Raw genomic sequence first — 26,105 nt, forward strand, 5'->3', positions numbered from 1 at the left:
GCCTGGTATCTGTTTGCAATTTGCAGACGAGTGACACTGCCCGAGGATCAGGAAGTGCGCCACCAACCGTGCAGAGAGAAATGTGCTTTCATTTTCAGATACCTTCTTGAGTGAACTTGCGTACTAGTTAACTAGTTCGATGGCGTATTGTCAACCCCTGATTTCAGAATTTGCGCTTAAGCCGTTATCATAGCCCTCTGTTATACGACAAACCTGTGATGGAAACCGCTTTGAGCGAGACAAAATACGCCGTGATTTATGATTTACACAGCCACACCCAGGCCTCTGATGGCCTGCTGACGCCCGAAGCGCTGGTTCACCGCGCGGTAGAAATGCGTGTAGGTACGCTGGCAATAACCGATCACGACACCACGGACGCCATTCCGGCGGCACGCGCGGAGATTGCCCGCAGTGCGCTGCCCTTGACGCTGGTATCCGGCGTAGAAATCTCCACGGTCTGGGAAAATCACGAAATTCATATTGTCGGCCTGAATATTGATATCGAACATCCGGCCCTGTGTGCGTTCCTCGAAGAGCAGAAAGCGCGCCGCAATCAACGCGCGGAACTGATTGGCGAGCGGCTGGAGAAAGCGCAGATTCCCGGCGCGCTGGAAGGGGCACAACGCCTGGCTAATGGCGGTGCCGTGACGCGCGGCCACTTCGCCCGTTTTCTGGTCGAAGCGGGTAAAGCGAACAATTTTGCCGATGTCTTCAAAAAATATCTGGCACGCGGTAAAACCGGTTACGTTCCTCCACAGTGGTGTACAATAAAACAAGCTATTGATGTCATTCATCATTCTGGCGGCAAGGCGGTGCTGGCCCATCCAGGGCGGTATAACCTTTCGGCTAAGTGGCTGAAAAGACTGCTGGCGCACTTCGCCGAACAGGGTGGAGAAGCGATGGAAGTTTCCCAGTGCCAGCAGGCACCCAATGAGCGCAGTCAGCTGGCGACCTATGCGCGTCAGTATGGTCTGCTTGCGTCGCAAGGCTCGGATTTCCATCAGCCTTGTGCATGGATTGAGCTGGGGCGTAAGCTCTGGTTACCCGCAGGCGTGGAACCCGTCTGGGCACTTTGGGAGCAGCCGCAGCAACATATTGAAGAGAGGGAAGCATGAGTCAATTTTTCTATATTCACCCGGATAACCCGCAGGCGCGCCTGATCAATCAGGCGGTTGAGATCGTTCGCAAGGGCGGTGTGATTGTCTACCCGACCGATTCCGGCTATGCGCTGGGCTGCAAAATCGAAGACAAAGGGGCGATGGAGCGCATTTGCCGCATCCGTCATCTGCCGGACGGGCATAACTTTACCCTGATGTGCCGCGATCTTTCGGAAATCTCGACCTACGCCTACGTAGACAACGTCGCTTTCCGTTTAATCAAAAATAACACGCCGGGCAACTATACTTTTATTCTGAAAGGGACCAAGGAAGTGCCGCGCCGTCTGTTGCAGGAAAAACGCAAAACGATCGGGATGCGCGTGCCGTCGAACCCGATTGCGCAAATGTTGCTTGAGACCCTCGGCGAACCGATGCTGTCGACCTCCCTGATGCTGCCGGGCAGCGATTTCACTGAGTCCGACCCGGAGGAGATCAAAGACCGTCTTGAGAAACAGGTAGACCTGATCATTCACGGTGGCTACCTCGGCCAGCAACCGACGACGGTCGTTGATTTGACGGAAGATGCACCAGAAGTGATTCGTGAAGGCGTGGGTGACGTAAAGCCTTTCTTGTAAAGGTATAAGCGGCTATACTACGCGGCCATCAAAACAGCGGTAGACCGCTATTTTGACCCTAATTCGACGCCTGTGAAGGCGACACCTGAAGGATGCTCAATGAGCGAAAAATTACAGAAAGTGCTGGCGCGTGCTGGCCACGGTTCACGCCGTGAAATCGAAACGATTATCGAAGCGGGTCGCGTCAGCGTTGACGGCAAAATTGCCAAGCTGGGTGACCGCGTTGAAGTCGTTCCGGGGATGAAGATCCGTCTCGACGGTCATGTGATCTCCGTGAAAGAGTCTGCCGAACAGATTTGCCGCGTGCTGGCTTACTACAAGCCGGAAGGCGAGCTGTGTACACGTAACGACCCGGAAGGCCGCCCAACCGTCTTTGACCGTCTGCCAAAACTGCGCGGCGCGCGCTGGATTGCGGTAGGCCGTCTGGATGTGAACACCTGCGGTCTGCTGCTGTTCACCACCGACGGTGAACTGGCGAACCGCCTGATGCACCCAAGCCGTGAAGTGGAACGTGAATACGCTGTACGTGTATTCGGCCAGGTTGATGAAAATAAACTGCGTGACCTGTCGCGCGGCGTTCAGCTTGAAGATGGTCCTGCGGCGTTCAAAACCATTAAATTCACCGGTGGTGAAGGGATCAACCAGTGGTATAACGTCACGCTGACGGAAGGTCGTAACCGTGAGGTTCGTCGTCTGTGGGAAGCGGTTGGCGTGCAGGTGAGTCGTCTGATTCGCGTGCGCTACGGTGACATTCTGCTGCCGAAGGGGATTCCGCGCGGTGGTTACACCGAGCTGGATTTGACCCAGACAAACTACCTGCGTGAACTGGTGGAACTGCAGCCAGAAACCACGACCAAAGTGGCGGTTGAAAAAGATCGTCGTCGCGTGAAAGCGAATCAGATTCGTCGCGCGGTGAAACGCCACAGCCAGGTGAGCACCTCTCGCCGCTCTGGCAGCCGTAACAATAACGGCTAAAAATAAACCCGGCGGCTGCCGGGTTTTTCTTTTCTAGTAGTCGATACCGATTTGCGCTTTTATTCCGGCGTCAAACGCATGTTTGACCGGGCGCAGTTCACTGACCGTATCGGCCAGTTCCAGAATATCCCGATGGCAGCCGCGTCCGGTCACAATGACCGTCTGGTGGACAGGGCGATTTTTCAACGCGTCCAGCACCTCTTCCAGCGGCAGATAGTCATACGCCACCATGTAGGTAATCTCATCGAGCAGGACCATATTCAGCGTCGGATCGGCCAGCATCCGTTTTGCGTGTTCCCACACGGCGAGGCAGGCGGCGGTATCGCTTTCACGGTTTTGCGTGTCCCAGGTAAAACCGGTCGCCATTACCTGAAATTCCACGCCGTGCGGCTCCAGCAGATTACGCTCACCGTTTGGCCATTCGCCTTTAATAAACTGAATCACACCCACTTTCTGACCGTGGCCGACAGCGCGCGTGGCGGTGCCAAAGGCTGCCGTGGTTTTGCCTTTTCCGTTGCCGGTAAAGACGATAACAATGCCGCGTTCTTCCTGCGCGGCGGCGACTCGGGCATCGACCTGCTCTTTCAGACGCTGCTGGCGCTGCTGATGGCGTTCTTCACTCATTGCGAAATCCCTGGCTTACGGCCCGGCTGGGCATCAAATGTCATACCGGTTTTACGGCGGCTGTCGTCGCCCATCAGCCACAGATAGAGCGGCATAATCTCGGCGGGGGTTTTGAGCTTTTGCGGATCTTCCGTGGGGAACGCGCTGGCGCGCATGCCTGTGCGCGTGCCGCCTGGATTAATGCAGTTGACGCGCAGATGGCGGGTCTGATACTCCTCGGCCAGCACCTGCATCATCCCTTCGGTGGCAAACTTCGACGCGGCGTAAGCGCCCCAGTTGGCTCGCCCCTGACGCCCGACGCTCGACGAGGTGAATACCAGCGATCCGGATTCAGATTTGAGTAATAAAGGAAGCAGCGCCTGGGTGAGGAAAAAGGTGCCGTTAACGTTAACCTGCATCACCTGCTGCCAGATCTGCGGGTCCTGCTCATCCATCGGGCGCACTTCTCCGAGCAGACCGGCATTGTGCAGCACACCGTCCAGGCGCGGATAGTGCGCGGCGATACGCTGTGCAAGCTCCGCGCAGGAGTCCGGCGTACAGGTTAGTAAATCGAGGATATACCAGCGCGGCGTCTCTCCGCTGGCATCACTCATCTCTTGCGCCACGCGGCGTAGCTTTTCTTCATTCCGACCGAGTAGCACTACCTGTGCGCCGTGGCGGGAGTAGGTGAGTGCCGCTTCGCGGCCAATGCCGTCGCTGGCACCGGTCACCAGGATGATGCGGTTTTGCAGTAGATCTTTTTGTGGTTGATAGTGCACGAATACTCCTGTGGCGCATGACGGGCCTGCGGCGCCTGCTTTTCTTTCACTTTTTGGCTTTATGCCCGAAACGGCGGGTGATTTCAATCAGTCTACAGGAGAGAAGGCTTCTGAATTAACAATTTGCAACGATTTCAGCCACAAGAAGACATTCTGGAAAGCGCCTCGCAACGGTATTGTCGTATGCGAGACGCCTGGCAAAGGCTGTTGTACACTGGTCGTGAAAGATTCGTGGTTAAATCAAGGTGGAACACGTGGAATTACTTTCTGAGTACGGTCTGTTTTTGGCCAAAATCGCGACAATGGTGATCGCTATAGCGGTGATTGCAGTGCTGATCGTGAACCTGACGCAGCGTAAGCGTCAGCGTGGTGAACTGCGCATTACCCGCTTAAGCGAGCAGTATAAGGAGATGCAGGAAGACATGTCGGTGGCATTGCTGGATGGACATCAGCAGAAACAGTGGCATAAGGCGCAAAAGAAAAAGTTAAAGCTTGAAGCCAAAGCGGCAAAAGCGAAGGCGAAACAGCATCATCAGGAAACAACGAAACCACGGGTCTATGTGCTGGATTTTAAAGGCAGTATGGATGCCCATGAAGTTACTTCACTTCGCGAAGAGGTCACGGCGGTACTGGCGGTCGCAAAACCTCAGGACCAGGTCGTTCTGCGCCTCGAAAGCCCGGGTGGAGTGGTGCATGGTTACGGTCTGGCCGCTTCACAGCTCCAGCGTCTGCGTGAAAAACAGATTCCGCTGACGGTTGCAGTGGATAAAGTCGCGGCCAGCGGTGGCTATATGATGGCCTGTGTGGCCGATAAGATCGTGGCCGCACCCTTCGCTATTCTCGGCTCGATCGGGGTGGTGGCGCAGATCCCTAACTTTAATCGTTTTTTAAAAAATAAAGAGATCGACATCGAGCTGCACACCGCCGGGCAGTATAAGCGCACCCTGACCCTGCTGGGCGAGAACACGGAAGAGGGACGACAGAAATTCCGAGAAGATCTCAACGAAACGCATCATCTGTTTAAGGACTTCGTTAAACGGATGCGTCCGTCGCTGGACATCGAGCAGGTAGCGACCGGTGAACACTGGTATGGCCTTCAGGCACAGGAAAAAGGGCTGGTAGATGAAGTGGGTACCAGCGATGACCTGCTGTTGAGCCTGATGGAGGGCCGTGAGCTGGTGGGCGTACGCTATACTCAACGTAAGAGAATGCTCGACCGCTTCACAAACAGCGCCGCCGAGAGCGCGGACCGCTTGCTGTTGCGTTGGCTACAACGCGGACAAAAACCGCTGCTGTAAACAAAAACGCGAGGCATTTGCCTCGCGTTTCGCGTTAATCGACCAAGTGATATTTCTCTGAGAGCGCATGGGCCAGGTATTTAAACATGTTAAATACCGCCGTGCTCTTAGGGGTGGGTAACCCTTGCTCATCGAGATAGTATTCGCCGCTGAACACCAGCACGCCGTTACGTTGCTCAACACCGGTGGCTTCGATACCGGCCAGGGTATCTTCGTGTTCACGAATCAGTTTGTTGGCTTCGACAAGCAAAGTCTCACGATCGATAGGTTGGGTATTTTGCTGCATATTCCACTCCTTAAACAGTGGCAATAGTCTACGCCGGACGCGCACCCTGGGCAAATTTTCCCTGTTTTTCGCGGGGCTACGTGCCTGGTGCAAAGCTGGCACGATTTGCTTTTGCATGCTAATAAAGTTGCGTAACAGATTTTATCAGGTAGAGTGTGCGCTTTCGTCATTCTGGCAACAGAATTGCTTGACATTCGACCGAAAGCTCGTCGCATAGTCATTTTGATAAGAGTGAAATGCCCGATAACTCAATCACCTGGACAGGTTCTGCTGTTGTCCGGTAGGAAGAAAGGGGTTGATATCCCCTGGCGTCGTCGCAATATCAACAACGCGTCGCCAGCGGAAGGGAAATCAACATGCGGCGTATTCCTGGAAGAATTAAATTAGGTAAAGGTGAATATGGGTAAAGCTCTCGTCATCGTTGAGTCCCCGGCAAAAGCCAAAACGATCAATAAGTATCTGGGTAATGACTATGTGGTTAAATCCAGTGTTGGTCACATCCGCGATTTGCCGACCAGTGGCTCAGCCAGTAAAAAGAGCGCAGACTCTACCTCCACCAAAGGGGCTAAGAAGCCTAAAAAGGATGAACGTAGCGCGCTCGTCAACCGTATGGGTGTCGATCCCTGGCACGAGTGGGAAGCACAGTACGAAGTGCTGCCCGGCAAAGAGAAAGTCGTTAATGAGCTGAAGCAGCTCGCCGAAAAAGCTGACCACATCTATCTCGCAACCGACCTTGACCGCGAAGGGGAAGCCATTGCATGGCACCTGCGGGAAATCATTGGTGGTGATGAATCACGATACAGCCGTGTCGTGTTTAACGAGATTACAAAGAATGCGATTCGTCAGGCGTTTGAAAAGCCGGGCGAACTGAATATCGATCGTGTAAACGCTCAACAGGCGCGTCGTTTTATGGACCGCGTGGTGGGCTACATGGTTTCGCCACTGCTGTGGAAGAAAATCGCGCGTGGCCTTTCCGCTGGACGTGTTCAGTCCGTAGCGGTGCGTCTGGTCGTCGAACGTGAGCGCGAAATCAAAGCGTTTGTGCCGGAAGAGTTCTGGGAAATCGACGCGAATGTCGCAACGCCGGGCGGCGATGCACTGCCGCTGCAGGTGACCCACGAAAAAGACAAACCGTTCCGTCCGGTTAATCGCGATCAAACCATGGCGGCGGTTGCGCTGCTGGAAAAAGCCCGTTATCAGGTGCTGGATCGTGAAGACAAACCGACGAGCAGCAAACCGGGCGCGCCTTTCATTACCTCCACGCTTCAGCAGGCGGCCAGTACGCGTCTGGGCTTTGGCGTGAAGAAAACCATGATGATGGCGCAGCGCTTGTATGAAGCGGGTTACATCACTTATATGCGTACCGACTCAACGAACCTGAGCCAGGACGCCGTAAGCATGGTGCGCGACTACATTAGCGATAATTTCGGCAAGAAATACCTGCCGGAAAGCGCTATCCAGTATGCGAGCAAAGAAAACTCTCAGGAAGCGCACGAAGCGATCCGTCCGTCCGATGTGGCTGTCGAATCCGAAGCCCTGAAAGACATGGAAACCGATGCCCAGAAACTGTATCAGCTGATCTGGCGTCAGTTCGTGGCCTGCCAGATGAACCCGGCGAAATACGACTCTACAACACTGACCGTAGGCGCAGGCGATTTCCGTCTGAAAGCGCGCGGCCGTATCCTGCGCTTTGACGGCTGGACGAAAGTCATGCCAGCACTGCGTAAAGGTGATGAAGATCGTACGCTGCCAGCCGTGAACAAGGGCGATGAGCTTACGCTGACGGAACTGATCCCGACCCAGCACTTTACCAAGCCGCCTGCGCGTTTCAGCGAAGCGTCACTGGTGAAAGAGCTGGAAAAACGCGGTATCGGCCGCCCGTCCACCTATGCGTCGATCATCTCGACCATTCAGGATCGTGGCTACGTTCGCGCTGAGAACCGTCGTTTCTACGCTGAAAAAATGGGTGAGATCGTGACAGATCGTCTGGAAGATAACTTCCGCGAGCTGATGAACTACGATTTCACCGCGCAGATGGAAGACCGCCTCGACCAGGTGGCTAATCATCAGGCTGAATGGAAGAAGGTGCTCGACAGCTTCTTCGGCGATTTCACCCAACAACTGGAGAAAGCTGAAAAAGCGCCAGAAGAGGGCGGAATGCAGCCGAACCAGATGGTCCTGACCAGCATCGAATGCCCGACCTGTAGCCGCCAAATGGGTATCCGTACCGCGACTACCGGCGTGTTCCTCGGCTGTTCTGGCTATGCCTTAACGCCGAAAGAGCGCTGCAAAACTACCATCAACCTGGTGCCTGAGAACGAAGTTCTCAACGTGCTGGAAGGTGACGATGCAGAAACCAACGCGTTGCGTGCGAAACGCCGTTGCCAGAAATGCGGCACGGCGATGGACAGCTACCTGATCGATCCGAAGCGTAAATTGCATGTCTGTGGTAACAACCCGACCTGCGATGGCTACGAAATCGAAGAGGGCGAGTTCCGCATCAAAGGCTATGACGGCCCGATTGTGGAGTGCGAGAAGTGTGGTTCTGAAATGCACCTGAAAATGGGGCGTTTCGGTAAGTACATGGCGTGTACCAACGACGAATGTAAGAACACGCGTAAGATTTTGCGTAACGGCGAAGTGGCTCCTCCTAAGGAAGATCCGGTTCCGTTGCCAGAACTGCCGTGTGAAAAGTCTGACGCATACTTCGTGCTGCGTGACGGTGCTGCGGGCGTGTTCCTCGCCGCCAACACCTTCCCGAAATCGCGTGAAACCCGTGCGCCGCTGGTGGAAGAGCTGTACCGCTTCCGCGACCGTCTGCCAGAGAAACTGCGTTATCTGGCCGATGCGCCGCAGCAGGATCCGGAAGGCAATAAAACCGTTGTCCGCTTTAGCCGTAAAACAAAGCAGCAGTACGTCGCTGCCGAGAAAGAGGGTAAAGCGACCGGCTGGTCTGCATTCTTCGTGGATGGTAAATGGGTTGAAGGCAAGAAATAATCTTTTCTTCCTGTGACTTACCTGAAAGGGCCGGACTTCCGGCCCTTTTTTATTGGTCGTTATTATTTTTTGTTCCGTACTATACACTCGGGCTATAAATGATATAGTGGTTATAGTTAGCCCCTTTCTTATTATTAAATCGTCTTAAGCGATTATCCCTGTGCGCTAAATCGGATGGTCAGGCATGAAACTACAACAGCTTCGTTATATCGTTGAGGTGGTCAACCACAACCTTAACGTCTCTTCGACCGCAGAAGGTCTCTATACGTCTCAGCCCGGCATCAGTAAGCAGGTGCGTATGCTGGAAGATGAACTGGGTATTCAGATTTTTGCCCGCAGCGGTAAGCATCTGACGCAGGTCACTCCGGCCGGTCAGGAGATTATTCGTATCGCCCGCGAAGTGCTGTCGAAGGTTGATGCAATTAAATCCGTTGCCGGGGAACACACCTGGCCCGATAAAGGCTCACTTTATATCGCCACCACCCATACGCAGGCACGTTACGCGCTGCCAGGGGTGATTAAGGGCTTTATCGAGCGTTACCCGCGCGTCTCGCTGCATATGCATCAGGGCTCGCCGACGCAAATCGCGGAAGCGGTCTCAAAAGGTAATGCCGACTTTGCGATTGCAACCGAAGCGCTGCACCTCTATGACGATCTGGTGATGTTGCCGTGCTACCACTGGAATCGTTCGATTGTGGTCACGCCGGAACATCCGCTGGCAGGAAAGGGATCGGTCACTATTGAAGAGCTGGCACAGTACCCGCTGGTGACTTACACCTTTGGCTTTACCGGACGTTCTGAGCTCGACACCGCGTTTAATCGTGCAGGGCTGACGCCGCGCATCGTTTTCACCGCAACCGACGCCGACGTTATCAAGACTTATGTGCGTCTGGGATTAGGCGTGGGAGTGATTGCGAGTATGGCCGTAGACCCGGTCTCTGACCCGGATCTGGTACGCCTCGACGCCCATGATGTCTTTAGCCACAGCACCACCAAAATCGGTTTCCGTCGCAGCACCTTCCTGCGAAGCTATATGTATGATTTCATTCAACGCTTCGCGCCACACTTAACCCGTGATGTGGTGGATACCGCGGTAGCGTTACGCTCGAATGAAGATATTGAAGCGATGTTCCAGGACATTAAGCTTCCGGAAAAATAATCACACCCGGTATCTTTCCTTCCGGAAAGATACCGAAATAATGTCTTAAAGCTAAATTAGAATTATCATCATCCCCATTCTCTGCCGCATATAACCGCATAAACGTTATAAGTTTAGGGTTAAACTGTCGCAAATTTGCGACAAAAGTAGAAAGTAAATTCCCGCTACGCAAATTCCTCGTTTCAATTATTTATTTCTGGTCAAAAGATTAATTAATTCCCTGGAAACGATCGTAAATTCACTGGCTTTTCGACTAAAGTTTCTTTAGGATTTATCTCAACTCATGATTACTTGTACCGATTGTTTGGTATCGAAATGATAAGCGAAGTCGATTGTATGAGGTTAGCAATGCCGTCAGGAAGTGAAGATCCGCAAAGGGACCCAGCGCTTAAGCGTAAAGCCTGGCTGGCGGTATTTCTTGGCTCCGCCCTGTTCTGGGTGGTGGTAGCGTTACTGGTCTGGAAATATTGGGGATAGCGATGGCAGTTCACATGCGTACTGAACCGGTTAAAAAGATGTGTCAGCCAGGTGACAACGGCCATAAAGCACGTAAAGAGCCTGTAACAGTCGTTCCGGCATCCTGGAAGCTCTCCGCACAGCAGCAAGCCTTTATTGATACGTTCGCAGAAGACGAACCCAAAAAACAATAATTGATAATACGGTTAGCCTGCGAATATCAGGTGAGAACCGTGTACTCTTGTACTCTTTAATAAATACACATCAGCAATAAAGAACGGGGAGTACCCCAAGTTACCACAGAAATATAAAGCCTGGTGTCAGATGATGAATACCCTACAAAACATGAAATACTGGTCCTGGATGGGGGCTTTTACCGTATCCGTCCTGTTCTGGGCGCAGCTAATCTGGCTGGCCTTAAACTAAATAGCAAAACCTCGCTCCGGCGAGGTTTTTTGTTTTCATCCCTCTTCATCGATAATCCCGATTTATCAATTCGGGTTGTTATCAAAACGTTACGACATCTTTGTGTTATCTTTAATTACAGCCCCGATGATTGTCGGGGTATCCCTGTCATTAAGGAGGAGCTTATGTCGTTAACCCTACGCGAAGCCAGTAAGGACACGTTGCAAGCCGAGAATAAGACCTATCACTACTACAGCTTGCCGCTGGCCGCCAGGACACTTGGGGACATCGCGCGCTTACCCAAGTCACTGAAAGTTTTACTGGAAAATCTCTTACGCTGGCAGGATGACGAGTCTGTCACTGCCGATGATATCCACGCGCTGGCGGGGTGGCTGAAAAACGCCCACGCCGACCGTGAAATCGCCTATCGTCCGGCGAGGGTGTTGATGCAGGACTTCACCGGCGTACCGGCGGTGGTGGATCTGGCGGCGATGCGCGAAGCCGTTAAACGTCTCGGCGGCGATACCGCCAAAGTGAACCCGCTTTCTCCCGTCGATCTGGTGATTGACCACTCCGTCACCGTTGACCATTTTGGCGATGACGACGCCTTCGAAGAGAACGTGCGTCTGGAGATGGAGCGCAACCACGAACGCTATGTATTTTTGAAATGGGGCCAACAGGCCTTTAGCCGCTTCAGCGTCGTACCGCCCGGCACCGGAATTTGCCATCAGGTCAACCTGGAGTATCTGGGCAAAGCGGTGTGGAGCGAGCTGCAGGACAAAGAGTGGATCGCTTATCCCGATACGCTGGTCGGGACCGACTCGCACACCACGATGATTAACGGACTCGGGGTTCTGGGGTGGGGTGTCGGCGGGATTGAAGCCGAAGCCGCGATGCTTGGACAGCCCGTCTCGATGCTGATCCCGGATGTGGTGGGCTTTAAGCTGCTGGGCAAGTTGCGCGAAGGGATTACCGCCACAGACCTGGTGCTGACCGTCACCCAGATGCTGCGCAAACATGGTGTGGTCGGCAAGTTTGTTGAATTCTACGGCGACGGTCTGGACTCTCTACCGCTGGCCGATCGCGCGACCATCGCCAACATGGCACCTGAATACGGCGCGACGTGCGGCTTCTTCCCAATCGATGGCGTGACGCTGGAATATATGCGCCTGAGCGGGCGTAGCGACGAGCAAGTGGCGCTGGTCGAGGCCTATGCCAAAGCACAGGGGATGTGGCGCAATACGGGCGATGAGCCGGTCTTCACCAGCACGCTTGAACTGGACATGAATGAAGTCGAGGCGAGCCTTGCTGGGCCAAAACGCCCGCAGGATCGCGTCGCGCTGCAAAACGTACCGAAAGCCTTTGCCGCCAGTAACGAGCTGGAACTTAATAACGCGCAAAAAGACCGCCACCCGGTCGATTATGTTATGAACGGGCATCAGTATCAGCTGCCTGACGGTGCCGTGGTGATTGCGGCCATTACCTCCTGTACCAACACCTCCAACCCGAGCGTGCTGATGGCGGCGGGTCTGCTGGCGAAAAAAGCGGTAACGATCGGGCTGAAACGTCAGCCGTGGGTCAAAGCGTCGTTAGCGCCGGGGTCGAAAGTTGTTTCGGACTATCTGGCGAAAGCCAAACTGACGCCTTATCTCGACGAGCTGGGCTTTAACCTTGTGGGATATGGATGCACGACCTGCATCGGTAACTCAGGACCGCTGCCGGACCCCATCGAGCAGGCGATCAAGCAGGGCGATCTCACGGTGGGTGCCGTGCTTTCGGGTAACCGTAACTTTGAAGGCCGTATTCATCCTCTGGTGAAAACCAACTGGCTGGCCTCTCCGCCGCTGGTGGTCGCCTACGCTCTGGCGGGCAACATGAACATTAATCTGGCCAGCGATCCTCTCGGCCACGATCGGAAAGGCGATCCGGTGTATCTGAAAGACATCTGGCCCTCGGCGCAAGAAATTGCCCGCGCCGTGGAGCAGGTTTCCACCGAGATGTTCCGCAAGGAGTATGCCGAGGTGTTTGAAGGTACGCCGGAGTGGAAAACCATCAAAGTGGAACGGTCTGACACCTACGGCTGGCAGAGTGACTCCACCTATATCCGACTGTCGCCATTCTTCGATGACATGGAAGCCCAGCCGAAACCGCTGGTCGACATCCAGGGCGCGCGCATTCTGGCGATGCTGGGGGACTCCGTCACCACCGACCACATCTCTCCGGCGGGCAGTATTAAACCCGACAGCCCGGCAGGGCGTTACCTGCAGGGGCGTGGCGTTGAGCGTCGCGACTTCAATTCCTACGGCTCACGTCGCGGCAACCACGAAGTGATGATGCGCGGTACGTTCGCCAACATTCGTATCCGCAACGAAATGGTGCCTGGTGTTGAGGGCGGAATGACGCGCCATCTTCCTGGTAGCGAAGTTGTGTCGATCTACGATGCAGCGATGAAATATCAGCAAGAAGGCACGCCGCTGGCGGTCATTGCCGGTAAAGAGTATGGCTCTGGCTCAAGCCGTGACTGGGCAGCGAAAGGGCCGCGTCTGCTGGGCGTGCGGGTGGTGATTTCGGAATCCTTTGAACGTATTCACCGCTCGAATCTGATTGGGATGGGGATCCTGCCACTGGAGTTCCCGCAGGGCGTGACGCGTAAAACGCTGGGATTAACGGGGGAAGAGCGGATTGATGTTCGCGATCTGCAGAACCTGAAACCGGGGGCGACCGTTCCGGTACAGCTCACACGCGCGGACGGTAAAACCGAAGTGCTCGATTGCCGCTGTCGTATCGACACGGCGACGGAACTGACCTACTACCAGAATGACGGCATCCTGCACTATGTGATTCGTAATATGCTGAACTAATGGCACTGGCCCGGCGTAAGCCGGGCCATATTTTTACTCGCTGAGAAGATGACCCATCTTCGCGGCTTTGGTATCGAGGTAATGCGCATTTTTCGGGTTACGGCCCACAATCAGCGGCACACGCTCCACGATATTGATCCCGGCTTCGGTGAGGATCTCCACTTTCCGCGGGTTGTTCGTCAGCAGACGCACTTCGTCCACGCCCAGCAGTTTGAACATATCCGCACACAGAGTGAAATCGCGTTCATCGGCGGCAAAGCCGAGCTGATGGTTGGCTTCGACGGTATCGTAGCCCTGATCCTGCAGCGCATAGGCGCGGATTTTGTTCAGCAGACCAATGTTACGACCTTCCTGGCGATGGTAGAGCAGCACGCCACGGCCTTCTTCGGCGATATGAGAAAGCGCCGCTTCGAGCTGGAAACCGCAATCACAGCGCAGGCTGAACAAGGCATCACCCGTCAGACACTCGGAATGGACACGAGCCAGTACCGGTGTTTGCCCTGAAATGTCGCCAAACACCAGTGCGACGTGGTCCTGTCCGGTTGCCAGTTCTTCAAAACCCACCATCAGGAAATCGCCCCATGGGGTTGGCAGATTGGCTTCTGCCACGCGTTTAAGCTGCATGTGATTCTCCAGAGTATGCTGACACGTTTCGTGTCAGTCGCCCTTCGGCTTTAGTATCTCGCTATTTTGCCACAAGCCGACGGCGTTCACCTAGCTGAGGGCATACTATACGGACGTTAAACGCACAATCCGACATTTTCACGAATTGCGATAAATTCAGTTATGATTGTTGAGCTTAGCGAAAAAGGAGAGAACATGCTTTCAATTGCCCGTCGCACGGCTGCCGGTGCCGCCATTTTACTCATTATGCCCGTCGCGGTATGGATTTCGGGCTGGGCCTGGCAACCGGGACATAACAGCGCGTGGCTGAAAGCGCTGTACTGGCTGACGGAAACCGTTACCCAGCCGTGGGGGATCATTACCCACGGGATCCTCTGTGCGTGGTTTTTATGGTGCCTGCGTTTTCGGCTGCGTCCGGCGATCATGCTGTTTGTCATTCTGGGTGGGGCAATCATTGTTGGCCAGGGAATAAAGTCGTGGGTCAAAGATCACGTCCAGGAGCCGCGCCCCTTTGTGGTCTGGCTTGAAAAAACGCATCATATTCCGGTAGATACCTTCTACAATTTAAAGCGTAAAGATCGCGGGCATCTGGTGAAAGATCAGCTGGCTGAAGCGCAGGAAATTCCGAAATTTTTACGCAAACACTGGCAAAAAGAGACCGGTTTCGCGTTCCCATCCGGGCATACCATGTTTGCGGCCAGCTGGGCGCTGTTAGCCGTCGGTTTACTCTGGCCGCGTCGTCGTACCGTGACCATTGCGATTTTACTGGTCTGGGCGACGGGCGTAATGGGTAGCCGTCTGCTGCTGGGGATGCACTGGCCGCGGGATCTGGTGGTGGCAACGCTTATCTCATGGCTGCTAGTGACGTTCGCGACCTGGCTTGCGCAACGGCTCTGTGGACCACTGACGCCACCGCCGGAAGAGAACAAAGAGATCGCACAAAGAGAGCAGGAAGAGGGCTGATGGTTGAAATTCGCCGTTTAGCCCACAAATCATCATGGACCCTATCACTTTTTCCGTTTCGCGCTTGCGGCTAAAATGGTAGTTTATAAGGCTGATTGCGGCGAGTTGAACAGACTTTATTCGCTTAAACCACATAACGGGACGTCATGTGAAATATCTACTCATATTCTTACTGGTGTTAGCGATTTTTGTTATTTCGGTCACGCTGGGTGCGCAAAACGATCAACTGGTGACATTCAACTACCTGCTGGCGCAGGGCGATTATCGCGTATCGAGCTTGCTTGCTGTTTTATTCGCCGCGGGGTTTATCATCGGCTGGCTGGTTTGTGGTCTGTTCTGGCTCAAAGTTCGTGTTTCTCTGGCGCGCGCCGAACGTAAAATCAAACGTCTTGAAAATCAAATTGCGCCTGTGAGCGACGTGCCGGTAAATACTGGTGTGCCGGTCGTGAAGGAATAAACGAATATGCTGGAGTTGTTGTTTCTGCTTTTGCCTGTAGCCGCAGCCTATGGCTGGTATATGGGCCGCAGAAGTGCGCAACAAAATAAGCAGGACGAGGCAAACCGGCTTTCCCGTGACTATGTTGCGGGGGTTAACTTCCTTCTGAGCAACCAACAGGATAAAGCGGTAGACCTGTTCCTAGACATGTTAAAAGAGGACACCGGTACCGTTGAGGCGCATCTCACCCTCGGAAACCTGTTCCGCTCGCGCGGCGAGGTCGATCGCGCCATTCGCATCCACCAGACATTGATGGAAAGCGCCTCTCTCACCTACGATCAACGTCTGCTGGCAGTCCAACAGCTGGGCCGTGATTACATGGCCGCCGGCCTTTACGATCGCGCTGAAGACATGTTCAGCCAGCTGGTGGATGAAACCGATTTTCGCATCAGCGCTTTACAGCAACTCCTGCAAATTTATCAGGCAACCAGCGACTGGCAAAAAGCCATCGATACCGCAGAACGTCTGGTGAAGCTCGGCAAAGACAACCAGCGCGTTGAAATCGCCCATTTCTACTGTGAGCTGGCCTTACAGCAGATGGGTAGCGATGATATGGACAAAGCCATGTCGCTGCTGAAAAAGGGCGCGTCTGCCGATCGTAACAGCGCACGTATCTCCATTATGATGGGGCGCGTGTTCATGGCGAAAGGCGAGTTTGGCAAAGCCGTCGAATGCCTTTTGCGGGTGATCGATCAGGATAAAGAACTGGTCAGTGAAACCCTGGAAATGCTGCAAACCTGTTATCAGCAGCTTGGGCGTCCGGATGAGTGGGTGAGTTTCTTACGTCGCTGCGTCGAAGAGAACACCGGTGCGACGGCGGAGCTGATGCTGGCGGATGTCGTGGAGCAGCACGAAGGCAACGATACCGCCCAGGTCTATATCACCCGTCAGCTGCAGCGTCACCCGACCATGCGCGTCTTCCACAAGCTGATGGACTACCATCTGAATGATGCGGAAGAAGGGCGCGCGAAAGAGAGCCTGATGGTGCTGCGTGACATGGTTGGCGAACAGGTGCGCAGCAAGCCGCGCTATCGCTGCTCAAAATGCGGATTCACCGCCTACACGCTCTACTGGCATTGTCCTTCTTGCCGTGCCTGGTCAACCATTAAGCCGATACGCGGTCTGGACGGGCAGTAATTTTTTAAAAAACCGCATATTAGTTACAACATACTCTTTACGTTTTATGACCTGTTTAACTCCGTGCGGTCTGCCGTCATCCAGGACGATAAATCGATTCTGTCAATTTCTGGCGCCGACAGGTAGAATGCTCGCCGTTTATCTATCCCGCGCCGCTGCGGCGCCCATAGACGAAAAGGGCTGGTCATGACGTCTGTTGCATCCTCTTCTTCCCGCGTAGTTACCGAATCTCCTGTTGTTGTTGCACTCGACTATAACAATCGCGACAGCGCACTCGCGTTTGTCGATCGCATCGACCCACGCGACTGCCGTCTGAAAGTCGGCAAAGAGATGTTCACCCTGTTTGGACCGCAAATCGTGCGCGACCTGCAACAGCGTGGCTTCGAGGTATTTCTAGACCTGAAATTCCATGACATCCCAAACACCACTGCCCACGCGGTAGCAGCTGCGGCTGAACTGGGCGTCTGGATGGTGAACGTGCATGCATCAGGCGGGGCACGAATGATGACCGCCGCTCGCGAAGCGCTGGTGCCGTTTGGTAAAGACGCACCGCTGCTGATTGCCGTTACCGTACTCACCAGTATGGAAGCGAGCGATTTACGGGATCTTGGCGTGACGTTGTCACCAGCTGAGCACGCTGAACGCCTGGCGCGCCTGACGCAAAATTGCGGGCTGGATGGCGTGGTCTGTTCCGCTCAGGAGGCCGTGCGTTTCAAATCTGAGCTGGGGCTGGCATTCAAACTGGTTACCCCGGGCATTCGTCCTCAGGGCAGTGATGCAGGCGATCAGCGCCGTATCATGACGCCAGAGCAGGCGCTGGCGGCAGGCGTTGACTATATGGTGATTGGTCGCCCGGTCACGCAATCTGCCGATCCGGCGCTAACCTTAAAAGCAATCAATGCATCTCTGGGTAAGGGGGCGTAATGAGCGATTCTAACAGCCGTCTGGTCTATTCAACGGACAGTGGCCGTATCGATGAACCAAAAGTGGACGTGCAGCGTCCGAAGGGCGATGGCATCGTGCGTATCCAGCGTCAGACCAGTGGTCGCAAGGGCAAAGGTGTCTGCCTGATCACCGGCATTGACGAGGATGACGCAGCGCTGGCAAAACTGGCCGCAGAGCTGAAAAAGCGATGCGGATGCGGTGGCGCGGTCAAAGACGGCGTAATCGAAATTCAGGGCGACAACCGCGAGTTAATTAAGACACTGCTCGAAGCCAAAGGGATGAAAGTCAAACTGGCAGGCGGCTAAAATAATAAGCCACGGTATTTACCGTGGCTTTTTTCTTGGTGCGTAAGTCAGAAAATTGCGTTCTGAATTAATCAAATCAAACAGTGGCTATTTAATATATCTTATTTACCGACCTGATGGCCGATAACACCACCTACGGCGGCACCACCTAATGTACCCAGAGTGCTACCATCGGTTAAGACTGCACCACCGAGAGCACCAGCACCTGCCCCGATCGCGGTGTTACGGTCACGTTTAGACCAGTTAGAACATGCGCTCAAAGACATTGCGAGGGTTACTGCCAAAACAGCTGCGGCTAATTTTTTGCTGGTTAAATTCATCATACTTTCTCCTGAATTATTGATTCACGGAAATAAGCTATCTGTAAGTATAGTCAAAAGAATACTTCAGCGTCATATTCCGTGAAACCTGGTCGCGCAGGTGTTACACAATCACGCAGGTGATAGTCACTTCCTGTTATATCGCTAATAGTAATTTTAAGTTTTTGGTATCGAAACGACAGGTAAATAATCTTAAAGGGGTGTTCAGAATTATCTCAGATGCCAGAATAGGCTATGCGCCCGAGAAGACGGGCGCAGGTGAGCGTCAGACAGAGTGTTTGACGATATCGACGGTCAGGCCATCGCGCTGCAGTTGCTCGCGGTGCGCATCGCTCAGACGGTCATCGGTAATGACACGGCTGAAGCGGGAGATCGGCCCCATCATATAGGGATGCACCGCGCCAAATTTCGAGCTATCTGTCAGCACAATGGCTTCACAGCCTTTTTCCAGAACCGCGTTTACCACATCGGAACGCATCATATCGCGGCCGGTAAAGCCGGTTTCCGGCTGCCAGCCGTCAATCCCAATAAAGGCCTTGCTGAAGTGAACCTGCTGAACATACTGACGCGTCAGCGGCCCGACCATGCTTTCGCTTTTTTTCTGGTAGATACCGCCCAGCAGAATCACCTCGCATCGCGTCTCTTTCAGCAGATGGGCGATATAGCTGCTCACGGTAATAATCGTGATGTCTTTCTGCTCCGCGAGCGTGCGGGCCAGCAGGGCGTTGCTACTGCCGTTCTCGATAAACACGGTTTCACCGTTATTGACCAGCGAGGCGGCAAACTCCGCCAGTTCACGTTTTAGCGCGAAATTGGTCATCATGCGCGTTTCAACGTCTTCACTGTCCAGCGGTACGGCGTAACCGTGAGCACGGCGCAGATAACTCTGTTTTTCAAGCAGATTCAGATCCTGACGAATAGTGACCTCTGAAACGCCGGTCGTTCTGGCCAGCTCGACGACACTTACGCGTCCTTTGTCGATCACCATCTGCAGAATGATTTGTTGTCGGGAATTCATAGCATCCATATAAACGCGGCGAGCGCCGCGGGTTGAAAATACGACAAAACGAAAAGGGGTAAACGTTACACTTCCCAGGGGGCTTTAGACGGGTCGGGATCGGGCGAATGGCCCATACCGTTCTGCGCCAATAATTCAGATTTCAGGATCTCAAGATTACGGATCGCGGAGTGGTAATCGCCAGCGACCAGAATATCCAGCACCGTATCAATACGTTGTGCCACTCTCTGCGCGTCAACTTCAGACATCATCTCACCCTCAGAACGAAAAGTTAATAATTTCAATGATGCAGAAATTGCTTCCAAAAGAGAAGGGAAAAAATGCACTAACCAAATTACATAAATGAAAGTGATAAATTTATCCCTCCGCATACAGACGAGTTGGGTGGTGGATTAGTCTAAAACTGCGCGCAAGGCGCTTTTTTATATGAGGAATTAGACTATGACAGTCATCAACCAAGCAACCTGCAAACTGTTCACCGATCCTGAACGTTTTACCCAACTCGCAGGCTATTACGAGGAGGAGCGGCGCACCGTGTGGATGCTGCTACGCGCCCAGCCGCGTCCTTGCTTTAATCACGCATTAATTGAGGAGATCATGAATATGTCCTGGTTGGTGCGGCAATCCGGTTTTGCCGTCGACTTCTGGGTTACCGGCTCACTGGTTCCGGATATGTACAACACGGGAGGGGATTTACGCTTCTTTGTGGAGTGTATTCAAAACGGACGCCGCGAAGCGTTACGCGCCTACGCTCGCGCCTGCGTCGATTGCGTTCACGCGGCGTCGCGCGGGTTTGATACAGGCGCCATTACGCTGGCGATGGTGGAGGGCAGCGCGCTCGGTGGGGGATTTGAGGCCGCGCTGGCACACCATTTTGTGCTGGCGCAGCGCGATGCGCGGCTGGGCTTTCCGGAAATTGCTTTTAACCTGTTCCCCGGCATGGGCGGATATTCGCTGGTCGCCCGCCGCGCAGGCATGAAGCTGGCCGAGGAGCTGATCTACCGAGGCGAGTCGCACACGGCGGAGTGGCACGAGCAGTTTGGTCTGGTGGATGTGCTGTTTGAGCCGGGGCAGGGATACGTATCGACACGCACGTTCATCGACACCTTACAGCCGAAGCTGAACGGCGTTCGGGCAATGCTTCGCGCCCGTCAACGTGTGCTGCGGCTGCCACGCAGTGAATTAATGGATATCACAGAGGACTGGGTGGATGCGGCGTTCTGCCTGGAGTCGAAAGACATTGCTTATATGGAACGTCTGGTGATGCTGCAAAACCGTCATAATGCGGCGGGCATGCGCAAAGCCAGTTAACGCATTTTTTTCGCCTGATAACGCTTGAGCCAGCGCTCGAATGCGGCAGCGGGCATCGGCTTAGCAAACAGAAAACCCTGCCGTTCGTTGACGCCGTTCTTGGTCAGAAAGGCGTCTTCTTTCGCACTCTCCACCCCTTCCGCGATGACCTGTAAATTCAACGCCTGAGCCACGGCCACAATGGCGCGCACCAGCGACTGTGAAATCGACTGCTTATGTATATCGCGCACAAACACCTGGTCGAGCTTAATGGCGTCAATCGGGAAGCGGGCCAGCTGGGACAGGGAGGAATACCCGGTGCCAAAGTCATCAAGGTGAATTTGTGCCCCCAACTGACTGAACTGTTGGATCACCGACAGCGCCAGCTCCTCGTTTTCAATCAGGCAGCTTTCCGTCAGTTCCACATCAATCGGGCAGTATTCGAAATGAAGATCTTTCAGCGCCTGCTTGAGATCGCTGAATATCGTCTGGTCGGCGAGCTGTCGCGCAGAAACGTTCACCGCCACCCGCAGGTTGATACCTTTATCACGCCATTTCGCGACCTGACGCACCACGTCGAGCATGACCCAGCGCCCGAGGGGGACAATCAGCCCCGACTCTTCGGCGTAGGAGATAAACTCCAGCGGCGGGATCAGCCCGCGTTCTGGCGACTGCCAGCGCACCAGCGCCTCAAGGCTACGCACTTCGCCGCGCCAGGTTATTTTCGGCTGGTAGTGAATCAGGAGCTGATCGTTATCCAGCGCTTTGCGCAGGTTCGTATCCAGCCACAGGTATTCGAATACCCGCTGGTTCATTTCAGGCGAGAAGACGCAGAACTTACCGCGGCCGCTCTCTTTGGCCGTGTACATCGCCGTATCGGCGTTGCGAATAATGCTCTCGCGATCGGTGCCGTGCTGCGGCGCCAGGGAGATCCCCAGCGAACAGCCAGTGTAGATTTCGATAAGACCGATGCGGAAGGGCTGGCGCAGACGCGTCAGGATGCGCGAAGCCATCGCCTCAAGGGTGCTTTGTGAGGTGTTGGTCGCCAGCACGATAAACTCATCGCCGCCGAGACGCGCCAGCACCTGACCCTCTTCCAGGCAGCTTAAAATCGCCAGAGCGACCGCCTGCAGCAACTGATCGCCAAACATATGCCCGTAGGCATCGTTCACTTTTTTAAAGTTATCGAGATCAAGATACACCACGCCGACCTGAGCCTCGCCGCGCGTATCGATCGCGTCGCTGATCAGCTCATGAATGGCGTTGCGGTTGGGGAGGCCGGTAATGGTGTCGGTATTGGCCAGCACGCGCAGACGCTCCTGCGCGCGGCGTTCTTCAGTGATATCCGTGCCGGAACAGATAAGAAAAATTTCATTTTTCCCGCTGCCGCTGTGGACGAATTTGTTTCTGAAAAGAAACAATCGTTGGCCTTTTCGGGTCTTGATCCAGCGCTCGACTTCGTAAGAACTGCCGTTACGGAAAAAACCGGAAATATTTCGTTTAGATGCTGCCGCTTCGCTGCGGCTCATGAACAGCTTAAAGACGTTTTGCCCGATTACTTCCTGCTCTTTCATGCCGGTATATTCTTCGCTCAGACGATTAAAGCGCTGAATATTGCCCTGCTGATCGAGGATCACAATTACCGAGTTAGCTTCAGAAACCACCTGTTCGGCAAAGGATAACCCCTGCACCAGGTCGCGCGCGACGGAAGGGGTGTCGTTCCAGGCAGAGGCCGTGCCTGCCCACTCTTTTTTGTTGATTTTGCGCCCCACCAGATGGACGGGAACATCGGTGCCGTACAGGGATAGGGTCATGGTGATGCTGGAGGTAATAACGGTGAGCTGACGAATCAGTTCTGCTTGATCGTCGCTTAAGGCGATGACCTGCGTCGTGTCCGAGTTTTCACTGGCGGCGAGATGGAGAGCATTACTGTCCGCTGTAAGACGCCACCAGGGGCTGTGTGTGCCCATGTAACGAAACAGCAAATTATGCTCCAGATCGTCAATCATGTTTTCTCCCGGACCTGCTCAATGGCGCAAAATTATGCATTTGCATTCGACTTTTCCGTAGTGACACAGCGGCATAACCGAGCTGAACTTATTGTTTTTCCCTACATTCTTATATTAAAACGAGAAGTGATAAAAAGGATACACGTGGATAAAAATTCCCGTAACCAAAGATGACGGTCTTCTTTTACTGTAGATAATTGTGATTGTTTTTGTGGGCTTCGAGAGGAATATATTAAGAAAAAGTGATGAATACACGATTTAGCAAGGGAAGAAAAATGTCGGCGTTCCCAAAAAGAAACCGCCGACATATTTAAGGCTTATCAGGCAACAGGGCGCGCGATAATACTGCGGGTTTCCATGCGCACTTCTGCAATATTGACATCAATCACATCGGTGACTTTGTAAACTGTCTCACCTTTGATCTGCACCGCGCCATTTTCCTGGCTGCAGGTCAGTTCATCGCGAACCGCATGCAGGAACGGGGCAGGGATAAAGGCAACGGCGCCATTGTCCACCAGACGCACGCGCATACCGCCGCGGCTAACGTCAATGATCTCTGCCGCGAAACGGGTCTCCGTTCCGGCTTTATCATTCAGGAAGCGTGCGTACAGCCAGTCACCGACATCGCGTTCAGCCATGCGGTTCAGGCGGCGACGCTCTGCCATCTGGATGGTTGTCTCTTCCTGCGGACGGGCGATGGTTTCACCCTTGATGATCGCTTTCAGCAGACGGTGGTTCACCATGTCGCCGTATTTACGAATCGGTGAGGTCCAGGTCGCGTAAGCGTCGAGACCGAGGCCAAAGTGCGGGCCAGGCTCAGTGCTGATTTCGGCGAAGGACTGGAAGCGACGGATGCGGCTGTCGAGGAAACCAGACGGCTGCGCGTCCAGTTCGCGGCGCAGTTTGCAGAAGCCATTCAGCGTCAGCACTTCCTGCGGATCGACGTGTACGTCATGCGTTTTCAGCAGGGCAGCCAGCGCTTCGGTGTTCGCCGGATCAAAACCGGTATGAACGTTGTAAATGCCAAAGCCTAATTTGTCGCGCAGCACACGGGCGGCACAAATGTTGGCGGCAATCATCGACTCTTCAACGATGCGGTTGGCGATACGACGCGGTTCAGCAACAATATCCAGCACTTCGCCTTTTTCGCCCAGTACAAAGCGGTAATCCGGACGATCTTTAAACACCAGCGCATGGGTTTTACGCCATTCGCCACGGCTCAGGCAGAGGCGCTGCAGCAGGGTAATTTGCTGAGCAATCGCTTCGATTTCCGGCTTCCAGGTGCCGGTGTTCTCCAGCCAGTCGGAGACATCGTCATACGCCAGTTTCGCTTTGGATTCGATGGTCGCGGCGAAGAATTCGATATCGTCTTCAATCGTGCCGTCTGCGGCAACGGTCATGCGACAGGCGAGTACCGGGCGAACTTCGTTCGGACGAAGAGAGCAGAGATCGTCGGAGAGTTCACGCGGCAGCATCGGGATATTGAAGCCCGGCAGATAGTTAGTGAACGCGCGAATTTTCGCTGAGTCGTCCAGCTTGCTGCCTTCAGCTATCCAGGCGGTCGGATCGGCAATCGCGACGGTCAGGTGCAGTTTGTCATCACTGCCTTCTTCGATATACAGCGCGTCATCCATATCCTGGGTGCTGGCGCTGTCAATTGTGACAAAGTTCAGGGCGGTAAGATCGCGACGCGCCAGGCCTTCATCCATCATCTCTGTCGCAACGCCGTTTGGCGCCTCTTTTTCCAGATTATGACGGGCAAGCGTTACCCACCACGGCACGAAATGATCGTCGCTGTAGGTAATAAAATGAGTCAGTTCTGCGTAGAAACCGCGATCGCCTTTCAGCGGATGGCGACGCATCTGGGCAACGGCCCAGTCACCTTCTTTAAAATCGTGTTCAACACCGCGTTCTGCGCGGCAAGGGATAGCATCTTTGAGCAGCGGATGGTCCGGCACAATAGACAGACGATCGTCTTTGCGATGCACTTTACCGACAAAACGGGTCAGGAAAGGTTCGATCAATTCTTCTGGCTCGGCGGATTCACGATCTTTTTCGGTGTGAATCACTGCCGTCACACGATCGCCGTGCATCACTTTTTTCATCTGCGGAGGCGGGATGAAATAGCTTTTCTGTGCATCGACTTCCAGGAAGCCAAAGCCCTTTTCCGTGGCTTTTACCACCCCTTCAGCGCGTGGCGTCTGGGAATGCAGTTGCTGTTTAAGCTGCGCTAGCAGCGGGTTGTCCTGAAGCATAGTGTTCTATTTTCGTGGCCATTGAGCGGCTGACAGTTTTACGCGAATCTCACTGCTACAGCAAGCGCATTTAGGGATTGTGCAGGGTTATTGGCCCTTGCTTAAGGCGATTTTCAGGCGGTTGATCCAGCCCAAAAAAGCACTCCAGGTCAGTAAATGGATGGCGTCGGCGGCGGGAATACCCTCTTCAATAAGAGGGGAAAACTGCGCGGCGCTAAAACGATCGGGAGAGCGGCTCAACAGTTCGGTCGCGGCAAGCACAGACGCCAGCGCGCCATAGCGCGAATTTGCCGCGTGCATATCGCTTTGCAGAAATTCCCCTACGCATTCGAGCAGCGCCGGTTCGTGACACAGGACTGGCGTTAGCTCACGTAACAGTGGCTCTGCCTGCCAGCGGGAGAGCGATTCCAGCTGCTGAGCGGTGGCGTAGCGTAACTCTACACCCGGGAAAATCGGCTCCCACGCACTCATATCCACATCAGGAATCAGCGCATGCGGCGGAATATGGTGTCCAGGCAGCCAGCGCACAGGGTGCCCCAGCAGTGCCTGAAATGCCGCTACCACGCGGGCCTGAAAACCGATAAAGCCAATAATCTGGTTGATGACAATAACGTCGTAGGTTGTCAGGCCGACCTCATCGAGCTGCAGCTGCGCTTTGCCGTCGATAATATCCGGCGAACTGGCCAGCTGGCGGGCGTACTGGGTGATTTGGGCGAGGCGTTGATTACTTTCACGCGAGGAGTCAGGGCCGGGAAGTGGGGCGAGCAGGGCGGCATAGTGGTTACACAGTCGCTGAACACCACAGGCCTGCGCCACGGTCAATGCGGTGCTCAGGCGGTCATAGGCGCTGAGCGTGTGCAGACGATTCACCGCAATATGCAACGGGAACAGTAAATCGCACAGCGCACGCGCCGGTTTCAGCCAGCTTTCGCACGGGGTCACAATCTCTGTGGGCAAGGCTAAATCGAGCAGAAAACGATCGTCGACATGAGCGGCCTCGGGAACCAACGGCAAAACATCATCCCGACAGTGATTTGTCTGGGTCTCGTGATACCAGTGGCCTTTGCCGGTAAAGCGGCGTTGTTCCATGTGCGTTCCTTGATCTCAAATGGCGATCAATATCCTGGCGCATGGCTTTCAGTGCGAAAAATATTGTTAGGTGATAACAAATAGCGGAACGGAATAACGACGG

At 54.2% G+C, this 26,105-nt stretch carries 27 protein-coding genes and 1 other annotated feature (1 of these 28 running past the window's edge); of the genes, 16 read left to right on the plus strand and 11 right to left on the minus strand.

Features of this window, described 5'->3' with window-relative positions:
* Window positions 1-71 (minus strand) — a sequence feature (Trp leader region) (it extends 24 nt beyond the left edge of the window).
* Complete coding sequence (trpL, locus tag DAI21_RS23495; protein WP_107704263.1) at window positions 48-92, minus strand: trp operon leader peptide; 45 nt, start codon at window positions 90-92, stop codon at window positions 48-50. (Overlaps the previous feature by 24 nt.)
* 138 nt (window positions 93-230) lie before the next feature.
* On the opposite strand from trpL, the gene rnm reads away from it, so the two are divergent.
* The 3 genes from rnm to rluB all read left to right on the plus strand — a co-directional run bounded on the left by rnm (window position 231) and on the right by rluB (window position 2,707).
* On the plus strand, window positions 231-1,115 hold the full coding sequence (rnm, locus tag DAI21_RS14715) for an RNase AM (RefSeq protein ID WP_107703447.1): 885 nt from the start codon (window positions 231-233) through the stop codon (window positions 1,113-1,115).
* On the plus strand, window positions 1,112-1,732 hold the full coding sequence (locus DAI21_RS14720) for an L-threonylcarbamoyladenylate synthase (RefSeq protein WP_095282224.1): 621 nt from the start codon (window positions 1,112-1,114) through the stop codon (window positions 1,730-1,732). The genes rnm and DAI21_RS14720 overlap by 4 nt, the downstream gene beginning before the upstream one ends.
* Window positions 1,733-1,831: 99 nt before the next feature.
* Window positions 1,832-2,707: a 23S rRNA pseudouridine(2605) synthase RluB gene (gene rluB, locus DAI21_RS14725; protein ID WP_100779964.1), complete on the plus strand. Its 876-nt coding sequence runs from the start codon at window positions 1,832-1,834 to the stop codon at window positions 2,705-2,707.
* Window positions 2,708-2,740: 33 nt separating this feature from the next.
* Here the strand turns inward: rluB and cobO are convergent, their stop codons facing one another.
* Both cobO and DAI21_RS14735 read right to left on the minus strand, forming a co-directional pair.
* Window positions 2,741-3,331: a cob(I)yrinic acid a,c-diamide adenosyltransferase gene (gene cobO / locus DAI21_RS14730; protein ID WP_100779965.1), complete on the minus strand. Its 591-nt coding sequence runs from the start codon at window positions 3,329-3,331 to the stop codon at window positions 2,741-2,743.
* A complete protein-coding gene (locus DAI21_RS14735) occupies window positions 3,328-4,089 on the minus strand; it encodes a YciK family oxidoreductase (RefSeq protein ID WP_100779966.1) in 762 nt (253 codons plus the stop codon). The genes cobO and DAI21_RS14735 overlap by 4 nt, the downstream gene beginning before the upstream one ends.
* Before the next feature lie 254 nt (window positions 4,090-4,343).
* Here DAI21_RS14735 and sohB point away from each other — a divergent pair, with 254 nt between their 5' ends.
* Window positions 4,344-5,387, plus strand: a complete 1,044-nt coding sequence (gene sohB, locus DAI21_RS14740) for a protease SohB (protein ID WP_107703448.1) — start codon at window positions 4,344-4,346, stop codon at window positions 5,385-5,387.
* 34 nt (window positions 5,388-5,421) lie between these two features.
* On the opposite strand, the gene DAI21_RS14745 is transcribed toward sohB, so the two are convergent.
* Window positions 5,422-5,673 (minus strand): YciN family protein, encoded by a 252-nt coding sequence (locus tag DAI21_RS14745; protein ID WP_100779968.1) that lies wholly within the window; start codon window positions 5,671-5,673, stop codon window positions 5,422-5,424.
* A 399-nt stretch (window positions 5,674-6,072) separates the two neighbouring features.
* Between DAI21_RS14745 and topA the strand changes: the two genes are divergently transcribed.
* From topA to acnA, 6 genes are all read left to right on the plus strand, one after another.
* Window positions 6,073-8,670: a type I DNA topoisomerase gene (gene topA, locus DAI21_RS14750; RefSeq protein WP_107703449.1), complete on the plus strand. Its 2,598-nt coding sequence runs from the start codon at window positions 6,073-6,075 to the stop codon at window positions 8,668-8,670.
* 184 nt (window positions 8,671-8,854) lie between these two features.
* Window positions 8,855-9,829: an HTH-type transcriptional regulator CysB gene (gene cysB / locus DAI21_RS14760; protein WP_095282217.1), complete on the plus strand. Its 975-nt coding sequence runs from the start codon at window positions 8,855-8,857 to the stop codon at window positions 9,827-9,829.
* A gap of 336 nt (window positions 9,830-10,165) precedes the next feature.
* Window positions 10,166-10,306, plus strand: coding sequence for a YmiA family putative membrane protein (locus DAI21_RS14765; RefSeq protein ID WP_213015984.1), 141 nt, complete (start codon window positions 10,166-10,168; stop codon window positions 10,304-10,306).
* A 14-nt stretch (window positions 10,307-10,320) separates the two neighbouring features.
* Window positions 10,321-10,479, plus strand: a complete 159-nt coding sequence (locus tag DAI21_RS23075) for a hypothetical protein (protein WP_164971785.1) — start codon at window positions 10,321-10,323, stop codon at window positions 10,477-10,479.
* 133 nt (window positions 10,480-10,612) lie between these two features.
* On the plus strand, window positions 10,613-10,711 hold the full coding sequence (gene ymiC, locus DAI21_RS23250; RefSeq protein ID WP_331251887.1) for a small membrane protein YmiC: 99 nt from the start codon (window positions 10,613-10,615) through the stop codon (window positions 10,709-10,711).
* 164 nt (window positions 10,712-10,875) lie between these two features.
* Window positions 10,876-13,551, plus strand: coding sequence for an aconitate hydratase AcnA (acnA, locus tag DAI21_RS14770; RefSeq protein ID WP_102103846.1), 2,676 nt, complete (start codon window positions 10,876-10,878; stop codon window positions 13,549-13,551).
* A gap of 33 nt (window positions 13,552-13,584) precedes the next feature.
* Here the strand turns inward: acnA and ribA are convergent, their stop codons facing one another.
* Window positions 13,585-14,175 carry a GTP cyclohydrolase II gene (gene ribA, locus DAI21_RS14775; RefSeq protein ID WP_100779972.1) on the minus strand — a complete coding sequence of 197 codons (591 nt, stop codon included), beginning with the start codon at window positions 14,173-14,175 and terminating at the stop codon, window positions 13,585-13,587.
* Between the two features lie 195 nt (window positions 14,176-14,370).
* Between ribA and pgpB the strand changes: the two genes are divergently transcribed.
* The 5 genes from pgpB (at window position 14,371) to yciH (ending at window position 18,021) form a co-directional block, all read left to right on the plus strand.
* The gene (gene pgpB, locus DAI21_RS14780; RefSeq protein WP_107703450.1) at window positions 14,371-15,138 is read left to right on the plus strand and encodes a phosphatidylglycerophosphatase B; all 768 of its coding nucleotides are present in this window, start codon (window positions 14,371-14,373) and stop codon (window positions 15,136-15,138) included.
* A 148-nt stretch (window positions 15,139-15,286) separates the two neighbouring features.
* Window positions 15,287-15,595: a LapA family protein gene (locus tag DAI21_RS14785; RefSeq protein ID WP_107703451.1), complete on the plus strand. Its 309-nt coding sequence runs from the start codon at window positions 15,287-15,289 to the stop codon at window positions 15,593-15,595.
* A 6-nt stretch (window positions 15,596-15,601) separates the two neighbouring features.
* A complete protein-coding gene (lapB, locus tag DAI21_RS14790) occupies window positions 15,602-16,771 on the plus strand; it encodes a lipopolysaccharide assembly protein LapB (RefSeq protein ID WP_100779975.1) in 1,170 nt (389 codons plus the stop codon).
* Window positions 16,772-16,957: 186 nt separating this feature from the next.
* Window positions 16,958-17,695 carry an orotidine-5'-phosphate decarboxylase gene (gene pyrF / locus DAI21_RS14795; protein WP_107703452.1) on the plus strand — a complete coding sequence of 246 codons (738 nt, stop codon included), beginning with the start codon at window positions 16,958-16,960 and terminating at the stop codon, window positions 17,693-17,695.
* The gene (gene yciH / locus DAI21_RS14800; protein WP_107703453.1) at window positions 17,695-18,021 is read left to right on the plus strand and encodes a stress response translation initiation inhibitor YciH; all 327 of its coding nucleotides are present in this window, start codon (window positions 17,695-17,697) and stop codon (window positions 18,019-18,021) included. The genes pyrF and yciH overlap by 1 nt, the downstream gene beginning before the upstream one ends.
* 101 nt (window positions 18,022-18,122) lie before the next feature.
* On the opposite strand, the gene osmB is transcribed toward yciH, so the two are convergent.
* The 3 genes from osmB to DAI21_RS14815 form a co-directional block, all read right to left on the minus strand.
* A complete protein-coding gene (osmB, locus tag DAI21_RS14805) occupies window positions 18,123-18,341 on the minus strand; it encodes an osmotically-inducible lipoprotein OsmB (protein ID WP_100780870.1) in 219 nt (72 codons plus the stop codon).
* A 265-nt stretch (window positions 18,342-18,606) separates the two neighbouring features.
* A complete protein-coding gene (locus DAI21_RS14810; RefSeq protein ID WP_107703454.1) occupies window positions 18,607-19,359 on the minus strand; it encodes a DNA-binding transcriptional regulator YciT in 753 nt (250 codons plus the stop codon).
* 65 nt (window positions 19,360-19,424) lie between these two features.
* Window positions 19,425-19,607, minus strand: coding sequence for a hypothetical protein (locus DAI21_RS14815; RefSeq protein WP_100779979.1), 183 nt, complete (start codon window positions 19,605-19,607; stop codon window positions 19,425-19,427).
* 193 nt (window positions 19,608-19,800) lie between these two features.
* On the opposite strand from DAI21_RS14815, the gene DAI21_RS14820 reads away from it, so the two are divergent.
* The gene (locus tag DAI21_RS14820) at window positions 19,801-20,670 is read left to right on the plus strand and encodes a crotonase/enoyl-CoA hydratase family protein (protein WP_102103841.1); all 870 of its coding nucleotides are present in this window, start codon (window positions 19,801-19,803) and stop codon (window positions 20,668-20,670) included.
* Here DAI21_RS14820 and pdeR read toward each other — a convergent pair.
* From pdeR to DAI21_RS14835, 3 genes are all read right to left on the minus strand, one after another.
* A complete protein-coding gene (gene pdeR, locus DAI21_RS14825; protein ID WP_107703455.1) occupies window positions 20,667-22,658 on the minus strand; it encodes a cyclic di-GMP phosphodiesterase in 1,992 nt (663 codons plus the stop codon). The genes DAI21_RS14820 and pdeR overlap by 4 nt on opposite strands.
* A gap of 320 nt (window positions 22,659-22,978) precedes the next feature.
* The gene (locus tag DAI21_RS14830) at window positions 22,979-24,913 is read right to left on the minus strand and encodes an exoribonuclease II (protein ID WP_107703456.1); all 1,935 of its coding nucleotides are present in this window, start codon (window positions 24,911-24,913) and stop codon (window positions 22,979-22,981) included.
* An 87-nt stretch (window positions 24,914-25,000) separates the two neighbouring features.
* Window positions 25,001-26,002, minus strand: a complete 1,002-nt coding sequence (locus DAI21_RS14835; protein ID WP_107703457.1) for a CMD domain-containing protein — start codon at window positions 26,000-26,002, stop codon at window positions 25,001-25,003.
* Between the last annotated feature and the right edge of the window lie 103 nt (window positions 26,003-26,105).

Source organism: Lelliottia sp. WB101 (assembly GCF_003051885.1).
Lineage (GTDB): Bacteria > Pseudomonadota > Gammaproteobacteria > Enterobacterales > Enterobacteriaceae > Enterobacter > Enterobacter nimipressuralis.